At 54.6% G+C, this 18837-nt stretch carries 15 protein-coding genes and 1 pseudogene; 7 read left to right on the top strand and 9 right to left on the bottom strand.

What is annotated here, in order from left to right; genetic code table 11:
• Positions 1 to 843: 843 nt before the first annotated feature.
• On the top strand, positions 844 to 1125 hold the full coding sequence (locus tag J2Y56_RS19480; RefSeq protein WP_007945089.1) for a hypothetical protein: 282 nt from the start codon (positions 844 to 846) through the stop codon (positions 1123 to 1125).
• Positions 1126 to 2257: 1132 nt separating this feature from the next.
• Here J2Y56_RS19480 and J2Y56_RS19475 read toward each other — a convergent pair.
• Complete coding sequence (locus tag J2Y56_RS19475) at positions 2258 to 2713, bottom strand: hypothetical protein (RefSeq protein ID WP_007945090.1); 456 nt, start codon at positions 2711 to 2713, stop codon at positions 2258 to 2260.
• Between the two features lie 413 nt (positions 2714 to 3126).
• Between J2Y56_RS19475 and J2Y56_RS19470 the strand changes: the two genes are divergently transcribed.
• Complete coding sequence (locus J2Y56_RS19470; RefSeq protein ID WP_310352083.1) at positions 3127 to 4185, top strand: aromatic ring-hydroxylating dioxygenase subunit alpha; 1059 nt, start codon at positions 3127 to 3129, stop codon at positions 4183 to 4185.
• Positions 4186 to 4272: 87 nt separating this feature from the next.
• On the top strand, positions 4273 to 5223 hold the full coding sequence (locus J2Y56_RS19465) for a PDR/VanB family oxidoreductase (protein WP_310352081.1): 951 nt from the start codon (positions 4273 to 4275) through the stop codon (positions 5221 to 5223).
• A gap of 9 nt (positions 5224 to 5232) precedes the next feature.
• Here J2Y56_RS19465 and J2Y56_RS19460 read toward each other — a convergent pair whose 3' ends face one another.
• From J2Y56_RS19460 to J2Y56_RS19440, 5 genes are all read right to left on the bottom strand, one after another.
• Complete coding sequence (locus J2Y56_RS19460; protein ID WP_310335667.1) at positions 5233 to 5946, bottom strand: GntR family transcriptional regulator; 714 nt, start codon at positions 5944 to 5946, stop codon at positions 5233 to 5235.
• 85 nt (positions 5947 to 6031) lie between these two features.
• Complete coding sequence (locus J2Y56_RS19455) at positions 6032 to 7279, bottom strand: OprD family porin (protein WP_310352079.1); 1248 nt, start codon at positions 7277 to 7279, stop codon at positions 6032 to 6034.
• Between the two features lie 66 nt (positions 7280 to 7345).
• The gene (locus J2Y56_RS19450; protein WP_007945097.1) at positions 7346 to 8680 is read right to left on the bottom strand and encodes an MFS transporter; all 1335 of its coding nucleotides are present in this window, start codon (positions 8678 to 8680) and stop codon (positions 7346 to 7348) included.
• Positions 8681 to 10668: 1988 nt separating this feature from the next.
• Positions 10669 to 11676, bottom strand: a complete 1008-nt coding sequence (locus J2Y56_RS19445; protein ID WP_310352077.1) for an NAD(P)-dependent alcohol dehydrogenase — start codon at positions 11674 to 11676, stop codon at positions 10669 to 10671.
• Positions 11677 to 12281: 605 nt separating this feature from the next.
• Positions 12282 to 12509: an AbrB/MazE/SpoVT family DNA-binding domain-containing protein gene (locus J2Y56_RS19440; RefSeq protein WP_310352075.1), complete on the bottom strand. Its 228-nt coding sequence runs from the start codon at positions 12507 to 12509 to the stop codon at positions 12282 to 12284.
• Between the two features lie 602 nt (positions 12510 to 13111).
• Between J2Y56_RS19440 and J2Y56_RS19435 the strand changes: the two are divergent.
• Positions 13112 to 13650 (top strand): annotated as a pseudogene (locus J2Y56_RS19435) (transposase); the annotation flags it as partial.
• A gap of 523 nt (positions 13651 to 14173) precedes the next feature.
• Here J2Y56_RS19435 and J2Y56_RS19430 read toward each other — a convergent pair.
• Together J2Y56_RS19430 and J2Y56_RS19425 are read right to left on the bottom strand one after the other, a co-directional pair.
• Complete coding sequence (locus J2Y56_RS19430) at positions 14174 to 14671, bottom strand: hypothetical protein (protein WP_301157988.1); 498 nt, start codon at positions 14669 to 14671, stop codon at positions 14174 to 14176.
• A 528-nt stretch (positions 14672 to 15199) separates the two neighbouring features.
• Positions 15200 to 15397: a hypothetical protein gene (locus J2Y56_RS19425; RefSeq protein WP_007944291.1), complete on the bottom strand. Its 198-nt coding sequence runs from the start codon at positions 15395 to 15397 to the stop codon at positions 15200 to 15202.
• Between the two features lie 1069 nt (positions 15398 to 16466).
• On the opposite strand from J2Y56_RS19425, the gene J2Y56_RS19420 reads away from it, so the two are divergent.
• Positions 16467 to 16592, top strand: coding sequence for a hypothetical protein (locus tag J2Y56_RS19420; protein WP_310352069.1), 126 nt, complete (start codon positions 16467 to 16469; stop codon positions 16590 to 16592).
• Between the two features lie 33 nt (positions 16593 to 16625).
• Here the strand turns inward: J2Y56_RS19420 and J2Y56_RS19415 are convergent, their stop codons facing one another.
• A complete protein-coding gene (locus J2Y56_RS19415; RefSeq protein WP_310352067.1) occupies positions 16626 to 16835 on the bottom strand; it encodes a hypothetical protein in 210 nt (69 codons plus the stop codon).
• A 286-nt stretch (positions 16836 to 17121) separates the two neighbouring features.
• On the opposite strand from J2Y56_RS19415, the gene J2Y56_RS19410 reads away from it, so the two are divergent.
• Entirely contained in the window at positions 17122 to 17577 is a 456-nt protein-coding gene (locus J2Y56_RS19410; protein WP_310352064.1) for a phospholipase D family protein, read from the top strand.
• Positions 17578 to 18129: 552 nt separating this feature from the next.
• A complete protein-coding gene (locus J2Y56_RS19405; protein WP_310352062.1) occupies positions 18130 to 18735 on the top strand; it encodes a hypothetical protein in 606 nt (201 codons plus the stop codon).
• The last annotated feature ends 102 nt before the right edge of the window (positions 18736 to 18837 follow it).

Here is an 18837-nt window from a genome sequence, read left to right as displayed (position 1 = left end):
CGCTTTGAACTATCGCTCACCGAGGGAGTTCAGGCGCTTGGCAGCTGCATCAATTTAACGGGGAGTTGGTGTCCGGTTTTGTAGGGGCAAGTCCAAGGTATGTGAGTCGTACTCTACTGAGGCATAAGACTGACGATAGAGTTAATCCCTCTCATAGCAGCCTCAGATGGGAAATCGTCTCGTCGGGCCAGGAAGCGCGGCTGACTCTTGATTTCTAGGTCTGATTCCCTTGGCGCCATAAGCACCGCCAGAGTCATATTGATGAATTCTTCGTGTCCGTCAATTCCCTCTCTGGTACACCTCTACCTGCCACTGCATAGGTGGGCCCCCATCGGATATCAAAAGCGCGTGTGGTTGATAGTGTAATAGGGTCTTGAATGACCGCTTCTGGCCGATTCTGTTGAAAAAGTCGGCCGTGTTTTCTAAAGCAGAAAAGTACGCGTCGGAGATTGAAACCCCCTGAATGTCCGCCAGAGTGTTGGTGCTGACGCCGAATTGACCCAGTGGCCGAGATGTCACTGACCCAGTCTTATTTCTCGCGAACCATTGCCTATGCTGGATTTCTGCCGACTTGGGGTAGGGCAGTCTTGCGTCGGCACGTGGGTCAATTCGGCGTCAGCGTCTACAAACGACCAATTGCAATGCATTTGTGATCATGATCGGGCGTGCAGAAAGCGTACATCTCAGGAGAAAAATAGCCCGCGTACCTGATTGAAACTAATTCGTCGAAAAGCTTCGGTTGAGACCTGAGTCATCAGTGAATAAAGCCGGCTGTCGACCACAGTCACTCTTTTTCCCCTGTAGTCCAAACTCTATGTGCGACTCTAACGGAGGCGTACGACAATGAGCACCACCATACAGAGCGTGATGACCGTAGCGCTGCTATCCGCAGCCTGCCTGACAGCGCTTGCAGACCCACCTAAAAAGCAAAATCGGATCAGCACCGTGGGCGAACCTACTGCCTTACAGGCCTCGCCAATCTCGGCTCCAGCAGCTGAAGACAACAATGCTGCCGATGGCGCACCTGGATACATCAAGACAGTTGGAAGAACTTCTTCAAACTCGATGCATCCTAACGCTCCTGCAACCGTAACAGCCGTGCAATTTACCGACCAGGAGATGTAAAGATGCTACGGCAAACTGGAGATGAATAGCCACATGCTCCTTGGGGCAAGTGAGATCACCGCATGAGTGCTCGAAGCCCGCAGCCATCAATAGCCGTTGCTGGAATGACAATCATCCAGCATGGAACCCAAAATCCGGCCTTTGCGGACTTCGATTTCACGTTATTAGCAACCCTGCGACAGCATGGCCGTACACGCAACTATGAGGAGCTCTCAGCCGATCATGGTTACAAAGCGTGTTGGTCAAAACCGCTGCAATCGGTGATCAGATCGAATGCAAATGCCTGGTCAAGTGCAATTCAAACGAGCGGTCAGTACCGATGCGTCAGGTGGTCAAGTGGAGTGCAATTTCGCAGGTGACAACGCCGGAGGCTTGCGCTCGATCTTATCGGTCGACTGGAGAGGGGGGCTTGTGTGAGATTCATAAGGCGTTTTGTCGGGCTGAGGGAGCTAACGCTATCTAGCAATCGCTTCTTCGGGCTTTAGCCCGGCTCGAGGTAACGTCTTCACGTGTATGTCCAGGTACACCTGGCTTTTCCGGTCGCCAATTATCAAAACTACCCGATCACTCAGGCGAGTGTCGCTCAGCTTCGGCGCTACGCCTCATTTCTTCTATCGCATTCTTCTTGGGCTTCACTGCGGCTCATATAGCAATCTGGAAGTCTTTGGTCATGCTGCCTGTCCAGGATGAGATATCCGCGAGCAACGCGACTCGCTGGATTTGCGCTACTGCTGTCTTGGCCGTACTGCATTGGTCTTGCGTTTACCACTACGAATCGAACGGACATTTTGTCTCTCTACTTCCCCATATGAACGACCTATAGATTTAGCGGGGGCACGCCAATTTTTCAAGTCTTGGGAAATGGGCTGAAGCAAGACTGACCCATCTCTAAAATTGCACATATCCCGCATATGCAATGGTTCGAGAGGAACAGACTGGGTCAGTGATATCTCGGCAACTGGCTCAGTTCGGCTTCGACGCGAACATAGATGAGCCGCAACCGCATGGGTATCGCTCCGTTCAACCCATCCTACGAGCTGCGACGCTGCGGGGCTTCGCGGGCGCAGTGGCTGGTCGGTGGGTACTGGAGTAGCGAAGGCGGCAGTCCCACACGTAGTGGGAATGATCAACCTCAATCAAACTGCTTTGATGCGTTGGCGAGGCGCTGGTACTTACGCAGCTGCCGGTTAGCGCTGCGGATATCCAGAAACAATATCTCCCCGCTGCGCCAGAGCAGCATCCACGCGGTGACGGTAACAACTCCCACGGGGATGGTGCCTTCAATGCCCAGAGCCGTGCCTGCCAGCACCAAGGCTAGTGCCAAGCCCAGGAGTGTCAGCGCTACCAGCCGCTGGGTGCGAATATCCCCTCTGAGTTGTTCGCTCTTTTCCGCAAAGGTATTGCTGATGGCTTGCTGCAGGCGTTCTCGCTCATCTTCCGGGCAGCGAATCTGCAGGCACAACTCGGGGTGGTACCAGGCGCTATCCGACAGGTAGTCCACCAGTTCGGGGCTTAACTTGGGGTTGTCCGGCGAGGCAAACGGATTGAGGTAATCGTGGGTGATCGTCAGGTCGATTTTTTTAGTCATAACGAACCTTTACCTGGTTGAGTTGTGGGCGGAGGCTTTAGTGTTCGAGGTAAAGCTAGTCGCAAGACAGCTGCTCTGCTTGATCGGCAGTCGGACGCGTTGTTGTCGGAGCGGATTTATCCGCGATGCGTTGGCTGAATGTGCGCCGCGACCCGCCTTTCAAATGCACAATGCGGCCTCACCAGTGACCAGCAGGAGAGTGCCCTGTGGGCGATTTACGTCGAATCGGATTTGGATGCCACGGCAGGATCGGGATGGAAGCGCCTTCGCATATATAAGGTGCTCGAAAGGTTGAATATTGATGAATTGGCTTAATGGATCCATTGATCGTTATTTATCACATAAACCTTGACTAAAATCCGACTAATCCGATCAAATGGATCCATAACAACAAGCCTGCTCCGGAGATTCGCATGTATCCGAAAAACACCTGGTATGTCGCCTGCACCCCCGACGAGATCGCTAGCAAGCCCCTTGGGCGGCAAATATGCGGTGAGAAAATCGTTTTCTATCGAGGCCATGAAGGGCGCGTTGCCGCCGTCGAGAATTTTTGCCCACATCGAGGCGCCCCCCTTTCGCTTGGGTATGTCGAGAATGGCAACCTGGTCTGTGGGTATCACGGCCTGGTAATGGGCTGTGACGGCAAAACCGTCGAAATGCCAGGTCAGCGCGTCCGGGGCTTTCCGTGCAACAAGACCTACGCGGTTGAAGAGCGTTACGGTTTTATCTGGGTCTGGCCTGGGGAGCAGGGCAAGGCTGACCCAGACCTGATCCATCATCTGGAATGGGCTGTCAGCGATGAGTGGGCCTATGGCGGTGGGCTTTTCCATATCAACTGCGACTATCGACTGATGATCGATAACCTGATGGATCTCACCCACGAAACCTACGTGCACGCTTCGAGCATTGGCCAGAAAGAGATCGATGAGGCGCCGCCAGTCACCACCGTGGAAGGTGACGAAGTGGTCACCGCACGGCACATGGAAAACATCATGGCGCCACCGTTCTGGCGCATGGCGCTGCGTGGCAATAACCTGGCCGACGACGTACCGGTGGATCGTTGGCAGATCTGCCGCTTCAGTCCACCCAGTCACGTCTTGATCGAAGTGGGCGTGGCCCACGCCGGCAAGGGCGGTTACAACGCCGAACCGCAACACAAAGCCGCGAGCATCGTGGTCGACTTCATTACACCGGAAACCGAGACCTCGATCTGGTATTTCTGGGGTATGGCACGCAACTTCAATCCGCACGACGAAGCCCTCACCGCCTCCATCCGCGAGGGCCAGGGAAAGATTTTCAGCGAAGACCTGGACATGCTCGAACAGCAGCAGAAAAACCTGCTGGCCAATCCTGAGCGTAACTTGCTCAAGCTCAATATTGATGCCGGTGGCGTGCAGTCCAGGCGCGTGCTGGAACGCATCATTGCCCGTGAGCGAGCACCGGCTGTCGAGCTGATTGCTGCGGTGAAATAGCGAAGGGAGCGTCCTTGAGCAATACGCCCGTCCACTCCCATTGATCTTGTTCGCGGCCACTGCGGTGGCCGGTCTTGAAGGTTCGCCATGATTGAAGTCGTCGTGACATCCCGCAACAACGAAGCGTTGGATATTTGCAGCTACGAGTTGACCTGTGCACAGGGCGGGGTATTACCCAGCTTCAGTGCCGGGGCCCATATCGACGTGCACCTGCCCAGCGGACTGATCCGCCAGTACTCACTGTGCAATCACCCGCAAGAGCGCCATCGCTACTTGATCGGTGTACTTAAGGACGCGGCCTCGCGCGGTGGTTCTCAGGGCATGCATGAGCAGGTCAACAGTGGTGATCGGCTGTTCATCAGCGAACCGCGTAACCTCTTCCCGCTGGTGGGTGAGGCACGGCGCAGCCTGTTGTTCGCCGGCGGCATAGGCATCACTCCGATTCTCTGCATGGCCGAGCAACTGGCCCACAGCGGTGCCGATTTCGAGCTGCATTATTGCGCTCGCTCCACTGAGCGTGCGGCGTTTGCCGAGCGACTCAAAGGGGCCTCCTTTTCTGATCGCGTGCACCTGCATTTCGATGAAGAAGCCGATTCGCGTATGGATGCCGCCAAGATCCTGGCTAATCCGGGGCCGGACGTGCACCTATATGTCTGTGGCCCTTCAGGGTTCATGCAGTATGTGCTCGATAGCGCCAAGGCCCAAGGTTGGAGCGATGGGCAGTTGCACCGTGAATACTTCGCCGCAGCGCCGGTAGATACGCGTGACGATGGGACGTTCCAGGTCAAGCTTGGCAGTAGCGGGCAGGTGTTTGATATTCCGGCTGACAAGACTGTGGTTCAGGTGCTGGAAAGTCACGGTGTCGAGATTGCAATTTCCTGTGAGCAGGGCGTCTGCGGAACCTGCCTGACCCGTGTGCTGGAAGGGGTGCCTGATCACCGTGACCTGTTCCTCACCGAAGAAGAGCAAGCGGCCAATGATCAGTTCACGCCCTGCTGTTCGAGGGCTAAATCGGCGCTGTTGGTGTTGGATCTCTGAACGAGTCGGTTATTCGCCGCGCGCGATCACTTTCATCCGTTCGCTATTGCTGATCGCGCCGAATACCTCGGCGTAACGCAAGGTCGCATTGGCGTGTTCACGCATAATGGCTTCAGCGCGTGCGCCCTGGCGACTGACCAGCGCGTCGAAGACCGAATGGTGTTGCATGTGAGCGAAGTTGAAGCGCCGGTATTCGCGTGCCATGTCTTCACGATCGATAGCGAGCGCTGACACTGAAGCGAAGGGGCGATGGTCGTTTCGTGCCAGGGCTTCGGCAATGGCCGGGTTGGCGCTACTTTCGACGATCACCTGATGAAAGCGCATGTTGAGGTCATGGAAGGCCTCAAGGTCTTCTTCTGTCACGTAGCCTTTGTCGAACAACGCATCGCCTTGTACCAGGCATTCGTGCAGCGCCGCCTGTGCTTGCTCGGTCAATCCGCGTTCGGCGCTCTGCCGCGCCGCCAGCCCCTCCAGTACCCCGCGCACCTCCACGGCTCCGGCGATATCGTCGGCACTCACCGAGCGCACCTGATAGCCCCTTCCGCCATGGCGCACCAGCAAACCTTCCTGTTCCAGAGTAAGAAAGGCCATGCGCACCGGCATGCGCGAGACGCCGAAGCGTTCCGCCGTCGGAATCTCCATCAGCCGCTCGCCAGCCGCCAGCTCTCCCGAGGCGATCATTTTGCGCAGTGCGACTAGCACCATTTGACCCGGTTTGCTCATGCAGGCGACTTCCAGAAAGTGGTTCGCCATAGTAACGCAAGGAAGGGGGGGGATGCAGGGGCGACTAGCGCCCCTGGCGGGAGGATCAGAGAGACAGTGGGTAGCTGACGATCAAGCGGGTCTGATCGAAATCACTGTTGAAGCTGCGACGGTTGGTGGCGTTGTTGACCCGCACGCTAAGGTTCTTCATCGGGCCACTTTGCAAGGTGTAGCTGACCTCGGTGTCACGTTCCCATTCCTTGCCATTGCTACCCGTCTTGGTGGTGGCGTTCTCGCCGTGACCATAGCGGGTCATCAGCAGCAAGCCGGGGATGCCGGCGGCGACGAAGTTGTAATCATAGCGAGCCTGCCAGGAACGCTCGTCGGCGTTACTGAAGTTGCCGTTGAACATGTCGTTGCCCAAGGTGCGCCCACTACTGCCATACACGGACATCCAGCTGGTATCGCCGCTGACCTTTTGCAGCCCCAGATACAAGGTGTGGCCACCCAGGTTGGCCGAGAACAGCCCGTAGCCGGTAGTACTTTGAACGTTACCAATACGGGCGCTGCCGTCATCGTTATCGATGAAGTAGCCCAGATTCGCGCCGAGAGTCCAGTCACCAAACTTCTGTTTATGTAGCAGGTTCAGATAGCTTTGCTGATAAATGTCTTCGAGTTGCGAGTGCCAAGCGCCAATCAGGGTTTGTTGTTCATTGAAACGATATTCAGCGCCCGCATAGTTGAAACTGTCTGAGGTAACGGTGGGCGCAGCCCAGGCAGAGAGGTCTTGCATGTTTGAGGAATTACGCAGGCTCGTGGCGGTGTATTGCCCACCCTGCAGGCTCAGGCCGGGTAGCTCTCGGGACACCAGCATGGTGCCTTGGAAGGTCTGTGGCAGTAGGCGTCCGTCATCGTAGCGCAGCAGCGGAACATCGGGCATGAGCTCGCCCAGAAATAGCTCAGTGTCAGACAAGCGCATTTTTGCGGCCACCCCTGCACGCCCGTAGCTGTCGGCGGACTGACCATCTGCATGCACCGGCAGCAGGTCGGAACCGCTGGTCTGACGGCTGCTGTCGAGCTTGATACCCAGCATCGCTATACCGTCAAGGCCAAAGCCTAGAACGCCAGGGGTGTAACCGGAATTGAACTTGAGGATAGCGCCCTGGGCCCATTCTTCTACCTTGCTCTTGCTGGCGCCGGGATCGTTGTAGTCACGATTGAAATAGTAATTTCGCAGCAACAGACTGGTCTTGGAATTCTCGAAAAAGCCGCTGCTCTCGGCATACGCTGAAGGTAATAAGGCAAGCGCTATTGCACCGCCGAGCAGGGCCCGGGGGAGAGGAAGGTAAGTCATTATTGTTGTATTCCTGGGGGTAGTAGTCAGTAGCGAGGCAAGGCCTCGCTACCTCTTTGCATTGCGTCAGGCGTGGCTGAGCTCGGCAGCAGGTTGCACTTGGGTGTTGAGCTTGAGTAGCAGCAACACGGCGGCGGCAATCACGAAAACCACGGCAAAAACCCCGTACAGGTGCAGTGGCTGCCAACCGCTGTCCAGCAACAGGCCGGCGACGGTCGGCGAAAGGATCGCGCCGATGCGTCCGATACCGATGCCCCAACCGACCCCTGTTGTTCGTACTGATGCGTCGTAGACAATCGGCGATAGCGCGTACAAGCCAGCCACGCAACCGTTGGCAAAGAGCCCGATCAACAGGCCCAGGCCGAGTGCCATGGATACTGATGAAGCGGAACCGACGAACAGTACCAGCAGGCCCGCAGTAATCAGCATGAACAGCGACAGCACCCGGGTCAGCCGCCAGCGCGAGGCCATGCCACCAATCAGCGCCGCGCCGAAGATACCGCCGACGCTCAACAGCACGCCGCCGCTGATGCCTTGCTGTGCCGATAGCCCTGCTGAAACCAGCAGTTTCGGCGTCCAGCTCATCACGAAGTAGAAGCCGAACATCACCAGGAAGAACAGCAGCCAGATCAGCAGGGTGGTGCGCCGTGAATCAGGTGAGAGCAACTGCGCCAGGCGCCCACGGCCTGAAATCGGCGCGGAGATGGCGACGGGCAGTTCGCGCAGTGCTGGCTGGCCGAGGCGGGCGGCCAGTCGATTGATGCGTGCCAAGGCATTCTCGGGGCGGCGGGCGATCAGAAAGTCCAACGACTCAGGCAAGTACATCAATACCAGTGGAATCACCGCCAGGGTCACGGCTCCACCGAATATGAAAACCGAACGCCAGCCAAAGTGCGTCAGCAGCCACACCGACAACAGCCCGCCCAAGGTCGCACCCAAGGCATAACCGGTAGATTGCAGGCTCACCGCCAGGCCTCGCCAGCGTTTGTTGGCATATTCACTGGCAATCACGTTGCTGCTGGCCAGGATTCCGCCGATACCCAAGCCGGTCAACCCACGCAGCAGCGCCAGTTGCACCGGCGTCTGGCTCAGTGCCGACAACAGCATGCCGGCCCCTGAGAGCAGCAGGCAAAACAGGATCAATGGCCGACGACCATAGCGATCCGCCCACGGTGCGATAAACAGAGAGCCTGCCGCCATGCCAAACAGTCCGGCACTCAACAGCAGTCCGATCTGCGCGCCGTTCAAGCCCCATTCGGCGGACACCGAGGAGGCCGTGAAGGCCATCACCAGCACGTCGAAGCCATCGATCATGTTCAAAACAATACAGATGCCCACGGCCAACCATTGGAACCGCGCCATGGGACGCTCATCTACCACGCTCTTCAGATCGACACTCATGGCTGCCCCTCGAGATGAGGCTGCGTAAAGATAAAGCGAGGGAGGCACACGAAGGTGGGTGCAAGCCGAAGCTTGTGCCCGATTGAGAAGTGATTCATCACGACACCCTATTATTTTTATGAGCGGGCAGGCGCAATACCTGACACCGTGCGGGGCCAGTGAATCAATTTATGGATCCATTGTGAAGAGGGGTTATATGGAGTTTTGTCTGATTTCTTTCTAAAAAATCAAGAATAACCTTTTATAACAATATGTTAGTAGAATTGTTAAGTTGTTCGATAATCGAACGAAAATAGATATTTACAAAAAAGGGATCCATTGATGTCGCGCTGCGTGGAGTAGGTGGGCTACGTAACTATGATCGGTAAAGAGCGACTAAACCTGTCAGTCAAAACCCACAAAAATGTCAAAGATGTCCTGCATGAGGATTGCTACGTGATGGTGAGCCAGAGCCCCATGTTCTTGAATACTGCCTCGGCTCCCCGCTGCCAAGCGGGCTGGCTGGCTGAATACATAATTAGCCCTTGGTATCGGGGATTTCCTTCGTAAGGACAGATCCCGCTATTGAGCCAGATATCCATGGGCTCGGTGCCGTGCTGAGGTACGTCCCAATGGAACAAGTCAGTTATCTTATGACTTGTGACTGTGGCGTCTGGTAATTGAGCACGCGGTGAGTTATTAGATTAAAGCAGCTGAAAAAAACGACGGATTAGCTACAAACTAATAAAAAATAATGGTGATCCCATGAGCTGTCTTGTTTGTGCAGGTGTCGCTGAACGCATTCAGTGTCATGGCCCGTGGGAGGAGAGAGATTGTCCGGCCTGTGGTCGCTATCGAGTTGCAGATGCACTCGTGTTGTCGCTAATGGAGCAGGGCCAGATTTTCGATGTGAGCAAAACTAGGATTTGGCTTGCCAGCAAGCGGAAGGAAGAAGCTATTCCGGCCATTGAGATCCACGAGGCGCTACTGGTGCCATGAAATGGTTTTGTCCGAGCGAGATGGATGCCCGATCACTCGGGTACCATCAGCACGGTGAGCGTTAGGTTCATGAAATTCTCGTTCTTACTGATGGTGTTCAAAGCACCGCGAACATGACCAGCAGCCTCCGCTGAACCGCGCCGTCCGACCCATAGCGTCAGTTCCATGATCGCGGCTTCGAGGGCAAGCTGGTTCTGTTTGATCTTGAAGGGCTGGGAGCAGGGCCGCTCTCACATTAGGGATAGGGGGTGGAATACAGGGTTAGTCTGTGGAAAATACAAATGCCAGACAGCACTAAGGGGAGCCGAAACTCCCCTTTAATTTGTCGTTGCGCGTGCTCTTTTTTTGTTATTGAGGGGCGGTCTGTTTTTGTTTTTGGAAACCGTTTCCCTTTACCGCTGTTTTTGTCGATCCCCATCAGGGATCAAGAGCAAACATATTTTTTTGAGCGCTGATCTGCTTTTTCGCTAAGCGATCCAACCAGTTCGGGAGCTACCTGAGGGTAGTTTTATTGTTCTCTGCCCGGTTATGGGTTACTCCGAAAAGCACCCTGAAAAGCACATCTTCTCCAAAAAAATCTGTTCGCTGCGCCTCTGCCGTGTTGTTTTTGTGATGTCAGAGTCGTTACGTCTTATTTTTATCAGGTTTGTCGCTTTTTTTGTTCTTGTTGTGCAATAGAGAAAGCAGGATTCGTGCCAACTGTTTAAAACCTTTTTAAATCAATGATTTGATAAGTTTTCGGGTTTTCCAGTCGGCCCAAGCCTGACAACTTGTTTCCGTGTTACTCGCTTTTGCCCACGTTTTCGGCGATGAGGTAACACCCGCAGACCTCACTGTGCGCTGCGTGTTGGCGCTGACGCCGAATTGAACCAGTGGCCGAGATGTCACTGACCCAGTCTTATTTCTCGCGAAGCATTGCCTATGCTGGATTTCTGCCTACTTGGGGTAGGGCAGTCTTGCGTCGGCGCGTGGGTCAATTCGGCGTCTTTCCGCACCACGGGCTTTTCAGTTCAATAGTGAAGGCAGATCTTGCCAAAGTGACTGGCTGTGATCTGGTGGGCAAAGGCCTCGGCAATCTGCTCCAGTGGATATCGGCTATCGATGACCGGGCGCCAGCTGAAGTTTTCCAGCGCCCGCACCATGTCCTGCTGCTGCTCGCGACTGCCGACGATCAGGCCACGCAGGGTTTGCTGCTTGCGCATCAACTCCAGAGTTGGAACGCTGCCGGAAATACCGGTGAGCACGCCGATCAGCGCGATATGGCCGCCGGGTGCGCAGGCGCGTATGGATTGGGGCAATGTGCCCGGGCCGCCAACTTCGACCACTATGTCGGCACCACGCCCCTCTGTGGCGTCCAGCACGGAGTCTCCCCACTCTAGTTGGTTTTTGTAATTGATGACTTGGTCGGCACCCAGGGCCAGTAGGCGCTCCCTCTTGGTCTCGGACGAGGTCGTGGCAATCACACGGGCACCCATGGATTTGGCCATCTGCAACGCCAGGATGGAAACGCCGCCGGTACCCAGCACCAGCACCGTATCGCCCGCCTGAATGCGGCCGTCGACCACCAGCGCACGCCAGGCGGTCAGGCCTGCCGTGGTCAGCGTGGCGGCTTCTTCGTGGGTGTAGCCCTTGGGCGCGAGGGTGAAGGCATCAGTGGCCATGTTGACCACTTCGCGGGCAAAGCCGTCGACGCCATCGCCAGGCACCGTCTGGAAGGTGGTGGGCACGACGCGGCCCGATTGCCAGAAGGGGAAGAAGCACGACACCACGTGATCGCCAACGGCGAACTCTGTCACACCTTCGCCGACAGCGGTGACGACTCCGGCACCATCGGACATGGGGATGCGCCCATTTTCCGCGCGGGCATGGCCGGTAACGACGCCGAGGTCGTGGTAATTGAGCGAGCTAGCATGAATCCGCACCTGAATCTCGCCCTCCTGGGGCGCACCCGGGGCAGGCATGTCGACCAAGCGCAGGTTATCCAGACCAGCGGGCTGTTGCAGTTGTATGGCTTTCATGATGCTCCTTGAGTTAGTCCGACGCTACATCACGCATGCTCGTCATATCGATGACGAAGTGGTACTTCAAGTCTTTGCTTGGCAGACAGTACGTGTTGATGCCCTTCATAACAATGATTTAGCTGTGAGTGTCTCAAAGACCAATTACACACCCATTCACACCCATTTAATGCCATTTAACCGTATCTACGCGCCCGAGCAGATGCTCAAATGATTCGGCAACTGGCCCGTCGACCATCGACGCATCACCGTTCGACCAGTAGCTCTCAACATATGGTTTTCGCTCGGCTTGGGTGCTGCCGGCAAAACGGTTTGGGGTCAAATACGTGAACTCTTCAACGGGCCAGATTTCGAATGGGACATGAGAGAAGTGTTCAGTGGTTGGTAGTGCGGTTGCGATGGCGTGTTGGAAGGGGGAGGAGATGATCAGGTCGGGTGCGGACGTGATGGAGTCCGCAAGCGCCGTGCTTGTAGCCGGCTTTTTCAGTCAGCGGTATTGAGTCTCGCGCTGTAGTGGCAAGGCCGGCGTTCGCGGCGCTCTCAGCGTGGCGGATCAACCTTACGAACTTCATCGCGGGCACTCGGAGTGATGTGGAGGAAATTTCTCATTTGTCCTCGGCGTTGCCCTGGCGTCCGCTATCCCAGCTTTCAGTGAGCTCGTCTATTCGATCCGCAATCTGAGGTGTTTTTGATAGGACAAGGCAGCGCGTGTTGCCGACAAATTCTTCTATCAGGTACACCGCGTCGCCGACATCCAGCTCGAGCTCCTGCAACGCCTCATCGGGAATTCGAATGGCGCCGTCGCCGTCCCATTCTTCGATGATGATTTTCATAGGAAGCTTTCTCACGTGTGGTCTCCGTTGCTTTGAACCGGCAAGTCGCTCCTGTCTGGAGATTCTCAGTGGCAAGTTTTCCAGGCGGCAGTGGGTACTCCCTGTTGTCGTCAGGGATTCGCAGCGTCCGCTGAAACACTCGTTGAGGTATTGATGAAAGACTTCCTCGCAGCATACGCCGCACGATCGCTCTTGCTGCAGCCAACCGGTTTAGTTGCGCAGAACGAGATGGCCGGACGCATCCGCTAGCTTTAACTGGGAGTGATTGGAATGCTGCCCAATATGTGCCTTAGGTCTCCCCAGGGATTAGTACTTTTTTTGGCCTTAGGACATTCAGCATGATGCTGGAAAGGTGTTTCGGCATGCCGAATAATCTGGATAGTCTTGCACCCGTTACAAACCACAAAGTCTCCCGATAATGTCCAAACACTCGTCCAGTCGAGAAGACTTCCGCTGGGAGTGTTGTATTTACGCAAATTCATTCTAAACATTATTTTCAAGCCTCGGCAGTTAGCTGTAACCATAGGCCCGTGAACGAGCCCCATGACAGACAGGGACACCGTTTCCCCCTTACGATAAGGGATAGGCAAACGGTTATGTTTATGACTAACAGCAACGATAAGTGTGGGGAGCTTTTGGGTCAGGAGCGGCGGCGCCGCTGGAGCCCAGAGCAAAAGCTGGCCATGGTTCGCGAAAGCCTTGAGCCAAGACAAAGTGTGTCGGTCGTTGCTCGGCGCAACGGCATCAATGCCAACCAGTTATTCCTGTGGCGCAAGCTGTATCAGGACGGCAGCCTGTCGGCGGTCAGTGCTGGTGAAGCCGTGGTGCCGGCCTCTGAGCTGAGCGATGCACTCAAGCAGATTCGTGAACTGCAACGGATGCTGGGCAAGAAGACGATGGAAGCAGAAATCCTCAAAGAGGCCGTGGAGATCGCCCTGTCGCGAAAATGGATTGCGCACTCACCCTTGTTGCCGGGGGACGACCAGTGAAGCTGGTCAGCGAATGTCTCGGTGTGGCGCGCTCGCAATTAACGGTTCGAATCAAACAATTGGTATCACCCAAAACACGGCGACGCAGGCTTATGAACGACGCTGAGTTAGTGGCCGAAATCCAGCAACAGGTCAGCGAACTGCCCAGCTACCGTACCTGCTCAGTAGGTACTGCGCGGTGCAGAATCACGCACTGCCAACTGCCTCGGATGCTCAGCATTTAATGTCGTACAAACAGCCTCCGCGTCTGTCCTGACTTTGAACACGCCATGCTTGCTGGCTGCCCCTCCCTCGACAAGATCAACAACCCTGTATCGCTTGCTGCCATCCACCAGTATGGTGGTTTCAATTACTCTGAATCTTGCGTGCATGGGTGCTTTCTGTGCTGACATTGGTGACCTACAAGTACCGGCAAAAGGAAACGATTTCAACAATGGGACGGGCTTAAGCTGAGACAATTTATGACGGTGCACAGTGCTGTTGACGCGGACGCAGTGCTGAAGTAAGACTGACCCACCTCTAAATCTGCAGAAATCTCGCGTAGATAATTCGTTCCGGACGAACTGACTGGGTCAGTGACATCTTGGCAACTGGATCAGTTCGGCGTCGGCGCCAACAGACGGGATACCGTTTCCCCTTACGATAAGGGATAGGTAAACGGTTAAGGGGATACTATCAGGCGTTTCCAAATAGTTGGCTGTATAACTCATGTATGGTTTTCAATTCAATGAAGCTGCCTTTGTTCAATATGCGAATATTCGGCCTTTCTGATTTTAAACCGGCAGCATCACCTTTTGTGTGTTTGGCGGTTTTTAGATCCTCTAGACTGGCTAGTGGCTGGCCAGGGCTAGTGCCAAAAAAATAATATGGCCCAAGCTCAAGTGTTTCATTATTGAAGTAAACTAAAACTACGCAGCCAGACGGTTTTTTTGCCAGCGAAATATGGATTTTATGTGTTGCCGTCTTCGATCCAATAAAGGTGGCTTTTAGTTGAATGTGTCGAATAATGCCATTTGCTTCGGCAATGATATCGTAGCCAGATCTGTCGACCTCAGGTTTAGATATTTCAAGACTGAAATCTTTGGTTTTCCATGAGAATTTCAACAACTCACCGATGAGCAAATGCTCGATTAGCTTTTCACGGTATGAAGAGTGCAACGAGTGTTCAGTCATGTTTGGTTACCTGCGACCGAATTGGGCCTAATGGTTAAGCTAAGTGGTCGGCTTCTGTGGCTCCAGAGAACGGAGAGAGAGCCAATACACTAGGTCGGAAAACTCGACTGCCACGCCCCACCTCTGGACAAAAGGCGAAAAGGAGAAGCCTGTGGTAGGTGGCAACCAGTCAGCGAGATCTCAGTGGGATCAAAGTAGCGACACGTTTTTGGTCTTCGCAAAACGTGTAGCGTAATAGGTCGTAAGCGCCCGGCGGACACGCCTTGCGTAGCTACCTCTATTCTGTCGAAAACTAAGGTTAGGTCGCGTGTTTTTCCAGATCAGGTAATACCAAATGGGTAATTGCACTGACTTGACGACCCATTTGCATCGGAATTGTCCAGCATGTTCCGTAACCATAACCGGCAGAAAAAGGCCCAGAGTGTGTAAAAACGCAGGTACCGTTTTGAAGTCTGCGCTGCTACGTAAAATCTGGCAGTTCCTATGAAACCAAGGTCGATTCCTCGTCCAACAGAGCGATACCAATACTCAATCGTCCCCGCGCGCACCGAAGTGCAGGGCTAAGGCCATGTAATCTGGATGGAAAGCGTCCCGATCGAGCGTGAACAGCGCTTTGCGCTGCAGAAGTCTCTCGATCTCGTTGAATGAACCGTCATGTGGGGCATTGATGAGCCGCATGCCTATCCGCACAGCTTCAAGATTGGCAGTGAGTTGTTCTACACGCATCTGTTTATTCTCCTTCAGGACTGAAGACCATACGGCCGGCATTGCGCTGATCGGGCGCACCGCCGAGTGGGGCTTGCTCCGCAGACCGTGAAAAGGAGTCTATAGACGGGGGGATTGCCAATGTTTCATTTGGCGACAGCGCTTTTTCATTTCGTGACAATCCATGACCATTGATCCGGGATTGCGCATTGCATGGCTTGACTCTTTTTTTGCGTGATCATCATGCCCTCTTCGGACAAACCGATTTGTCGTTGGGCAGGGGTTTGAAATTGCACAATCCTGAGCGTCAGTTCTCCGCCGATTATGTTGACTACCGAAACGTGTGTTTATCGCACCAGGCCCGAAAGTCATAGCTATTCATCACTTGGCTGGGGCGCATTTCATTTCAATTCAGAGCGGATGGGAGTGGAGCATGCTCAAATACCTGACTGGCGCTCAGGAGCTATCTGCGCGGCCTCAACTCCACAAGGATTCTGGGGATGGATGATTGGGAGGGGCTAGATCTTCTTGTTGCGAAATTGTGGTTATGGATCGACGCGGCACCGCTCGTTGGCGGAAGTTAACGAAGTGTTACTTAGTAACAGCTATTTACTTTTGTTGTGCTGGAGATGCGCCATGGGCTTTACGATTTGCTACCGCTTCCAAGCTCAAAAAAAGGTGTTTGAGCATCCCGCTAATTGTCTTACTCCGCACGATGCTGTGTGTTACGCGCTGTTTGATTCACCCGCCGTCCTATGGGAAAGACCGTCGAGCTGGGAGGGGAACTGCCACCGGCAGAATAGCCAGATTTTGTTTTTAGCCTGCGGGGCCTGAGCTGAGGTACGTCCCAATGGAATAAGTCAGGTATCTTCCGACTTATGACTGTGGTCTCTGGTAATTGAACGCGCGGTGAGTTATTAGATTAAAGCGGCTGAAAAAACTACGGATCAGCTACAAACTAATAAAAAAATAATGGTGATCCATGAGCTGTCTTGTTTGTGCAGGTGTCGCTGAACGCATTCAGTGTCTTGGCCCGTGGGAGGAGAGAGATTGTCCGGCCTGTGGTCGCTATCGAGTCGCAGATGCACTCGTGTTGACGCTGATGGAGCAGGGGCAAATCTTCGATGTGAGCAAAACAAGGATCTGGCTTGCCAGCAAGCGCAAGGAAGAAGCTATTCCGGCCATTGAGATCCACGAGGCGCTACTGGTGCTGTGAATTGGTTTTTGTCCAAGCAAGATGGGTAACCGATCACTCGGGTGCCATCAGCATGGCGAGCGTCATATTGATGAACTTTTCGTTCCTGCTGATTGTGGCTAAAGCACCACGAACATTGCCAGCGACCTCTGCTGATCCGCGTTGCTCGACCCACAGCGTGAGCTCCATGATCGCGGCCTCGAGGGCGAGTTGGTTTTCGTTGATCTTGAATAGTAGGGAAGGGAGTAGGTCTGCGTTCGACATCGCGATTCCTCAGTGGAAGAGGGCAGCGTAGCAAAAGGTATCGGAAGCTGTTCGTGCTATTCGACGCCGCAATTCGCAAGCAGGCCAAGGCTGCAGACTCCACGCTATCCGGACACTCAATCGAAACGGGTATTCATCGCACCAGGCCCGACGATCACAGTTTTTCATCCCCCGGCTGGGCTCAATACATTTCAATTCAGAGCAAATGCGGACGGAGCGCGCTCTAATACCGGACTGGCGCTGACCTGCGCGCCTGGCGGACGGTAACCAGAAAGGATCGCGCTTCTTGAAAATCGTTACCAACGTTCGGAAAAGCAAATCCCACCTAACAGTGTTGAGGAATATTTTTGGGCTATATGACGACATCGTCATTTGCTCAGGCTGGATGAAGATGTGCGGCCTAGCCGAGATACTCCCGATGATTGATGGGGCTATTTCTAGAGGGGCCAAGGTTGCCATCTACACCAACACTTTGCATGCCGAGGTTGGTTGTGTGGCAGCGTTACAAGCAAGGCCAGGCCTCACTCACTTGAACGTGGAAACTCCTTACCTTCACACGAAGCTTTTCTACGGTCGCAAGGGCGATTCATTCATTGCCATGGTCGGCTCGGCGAACATCACAGCTGGCGGGCTCTGGAAGAATGAGGAGCTATCCGTGGTGTTATTTGGGAAAACCAGTGACGCTATCCATTCCCAATATGCGGCTTACATCAAGAAGCTTTCTTTGCTGATGGCTGCGTAGCTGATGCAAAACCTGCAGAAGCTACAGTACCGCAGCTTCGACACTACGACTCATTTCTTCTATCGCATTCATCTTGGGCCTCACTGCGGCTCATATAGCAGTCTGGAAGTCTTTGGTCTTGATGCCTGTCCAGGATTAGATAGCCGCGAGCTACGCAACTTGCTGGATTTGCGCTACCGCTGTCTTGGCCGTGCTCCATTGGTCTTGCGTTTACCACTACGAATCGAACGGACATCTTATCTCTTCCTACTCCCCCATGAACGACTTACAGGTTTAGCGGTGTCATTCCCATATTTCAAGTTTTAGGAAAACCATAACAACCAAAAACTCGACTGGGAGGCAATCCATTGCCTTTACTTGGCGGGCTTGCTCTCTGTTCGCGCTATAGCTGTGCATCGCACCAGACCCTTTCATGAAAATCATCGTTTTTCATCGCTCGACTGAGCGCAATACATGCCAATTCAGAGCGGATATTGGGCGGGGCATGCCCTAATACCTGACGGAAGCTGACCTGCGAGCCAGCGACGACCACGCACCGTTGGAGACTCTCTCATGAGCACCAGCCTCGTTATTGCCTTGGTGGACATTGCCATGAAGCCAGGCGCCAGCATGAGCACCCGTTTGATCACTACTCGACGCACCTGCCGCGAGTTCAGTAAGCGGCTCGATTCAATTCGCGAAGAACGTAGAGCCATGCGCCGCAAGGCCAGCAAATTGCGCCAGTACCTGCCATTCACCGCCAGCACCATCGCCCAGATCGAGCGTCAAGCTGACGACCACCGTCGGGTGGAGCGGGAAGACCTGCGCACGGTGCTCGCTGGCATCGGTCGTTCGTTGGTGATGGACACCGAAGGTTTGGACAAAGGGCTTGGGTTTGATCGGATGTGCGACTTGCTGTCGATAAACACTGTGGAGCGGGAGGCGGCGCGCAACGATGGATTGGACACCCTCACCGATTTGGCGTTCGCCTACGCGCTTGAGGACAGCGCCGCTCGCCGAGGCCAAGAATGGAACGGCGCACCGCTGTTCAACGCCTGCCAGCTCGCAACGATGAGCTTCATCAGAGAATGCCCGGAGCATCTGTTACCCGATCCGTACGCACCTGGTGCGCTATTCGGGCCGAACCTGCGGCCAACCCTACGCCTTGTTGGCGAATGACTCTTTCCGTATGAGCCACGTTTTCGTGATTCGCAAATTGTGGCGCGGCACAGAGCAACACCACGGGGCATAAGCCCGCCAAGCGGACGGTAATCAGCGAGG

Origin of the sequence: Pseudomonas sp. BE134, assembly GCF_031456105.1 — a bacterium.
Lineage (GTDB): Bacteria > Pseudomonadota > Gammaproteobacteria > Pseudomonadales > Pseudomonadaceae > Aquipseudomonas.
The sequence above is the reverse complement of the archived record's forward strand: the minus strand, read 5'-3'. Positions and strand labels throughout refer to the sequence as shown.

What these genes read in the sequence shown, in the direction of transcription:
- J2Y56_RS19440 (WP_310352075.1), bottom strand. Translation starts at nt 12,509, where the DNA reads ATGAAAATCATCATCGAAGAATGGGACGGCGACGGCGCCATTCGAATT.
- J2Y56_RS19465 (WP_310352081.1), top strand. Translation starts at nt 4,273, where the DNA reads ATGATTGAAGTCGTCGTGACATCCCGCAACAACGAAGCGTTGGATATT.
- J2Y56_RS19460 (WP_310335667.1), bottom strand. Translation starts at nt 5,946, where the DNA reads ATGAGCAAACCGGGTCAAATGGTGCTAGTCGCACTGCGCAAAATGATC.
- J2Y56_RS19425 (WP_007944291.1), bottom strand. Translation starts at nt 15,397, where the DNA reads ATGCGTGTAGAACAACTCACTGCCAATCTTGAAGCTGTGCGGATAGGC.
- J2Y56_RS19470 (WP_310352083.1), top strand. Translation starts at nt 3,127, where the DNA reads ATGTATCCGAAAAACACCTGGTATGTCGCCTGCACCCCCGACGAGATC.
- J2Y56_RS19405 (WP_310352062.1), top strand. Translation starts at nt 18,130, where the DNA reads ATGAGCACCAGCCTCGTTATTGCCTTGGTGGACATTGCCATGAAGCCA.
- J2Y56_RS19480 (WP_007945089.1), top strand. Translation starts at nt 844, where the DNA reads ATGAGCACCACCATACAGAGCGTGATGACCGTAGCGCTGCTATCCGCA.
- J2Y56_RS19445 (WP_310352077.1), bottom strand. Translation starts at nt 11,676, where the DNA reads ATGAAAGCCATACAACTGCAACAGCCCGCTGGTCTGGATAACCTGCGC.
- J2Y56_RS19450 (WP_007945097.1), bottom strand. Translation starts at nt 8,680, where the DNA reads ATGAGTGTCGATCTGAAGAGCGTGGTAGATGAGCGTCCCATGGCGCGG.
- J2Y56_RS19430 (WP_301157988.1), bottom strand. Translation starts at nt 14,671, where the DNA reads ATGACTGAACACTCGTTGCACTCTTCATACCGTGAAAAGCTAATCGAG.
- J2Y56_RS19415 (WP_310352067.1), bottom strand. Translation starts at nt 16,835, where the DNA reads ATGTCGAACGCAGACCTACTCCCTTCCCTACTATTCAAGATCAACGAA.
- J2Y56_RS19455 (WP_310352079.1), bottom strand. Translation starts at nt 7,279, where the DNA reads ATGACTTACCTTCCTCTCCCCCGGGCCCTGCTCGGCGGTGCAATAGCG.
- J2Y56_RS19475 (WP_007945090.1), bottom strand. Translation starts at nt 2,713, where the DNA reads ATGACTAAAAAAATCGACCTGACGATCACCCACGATTACCTCAATCCG.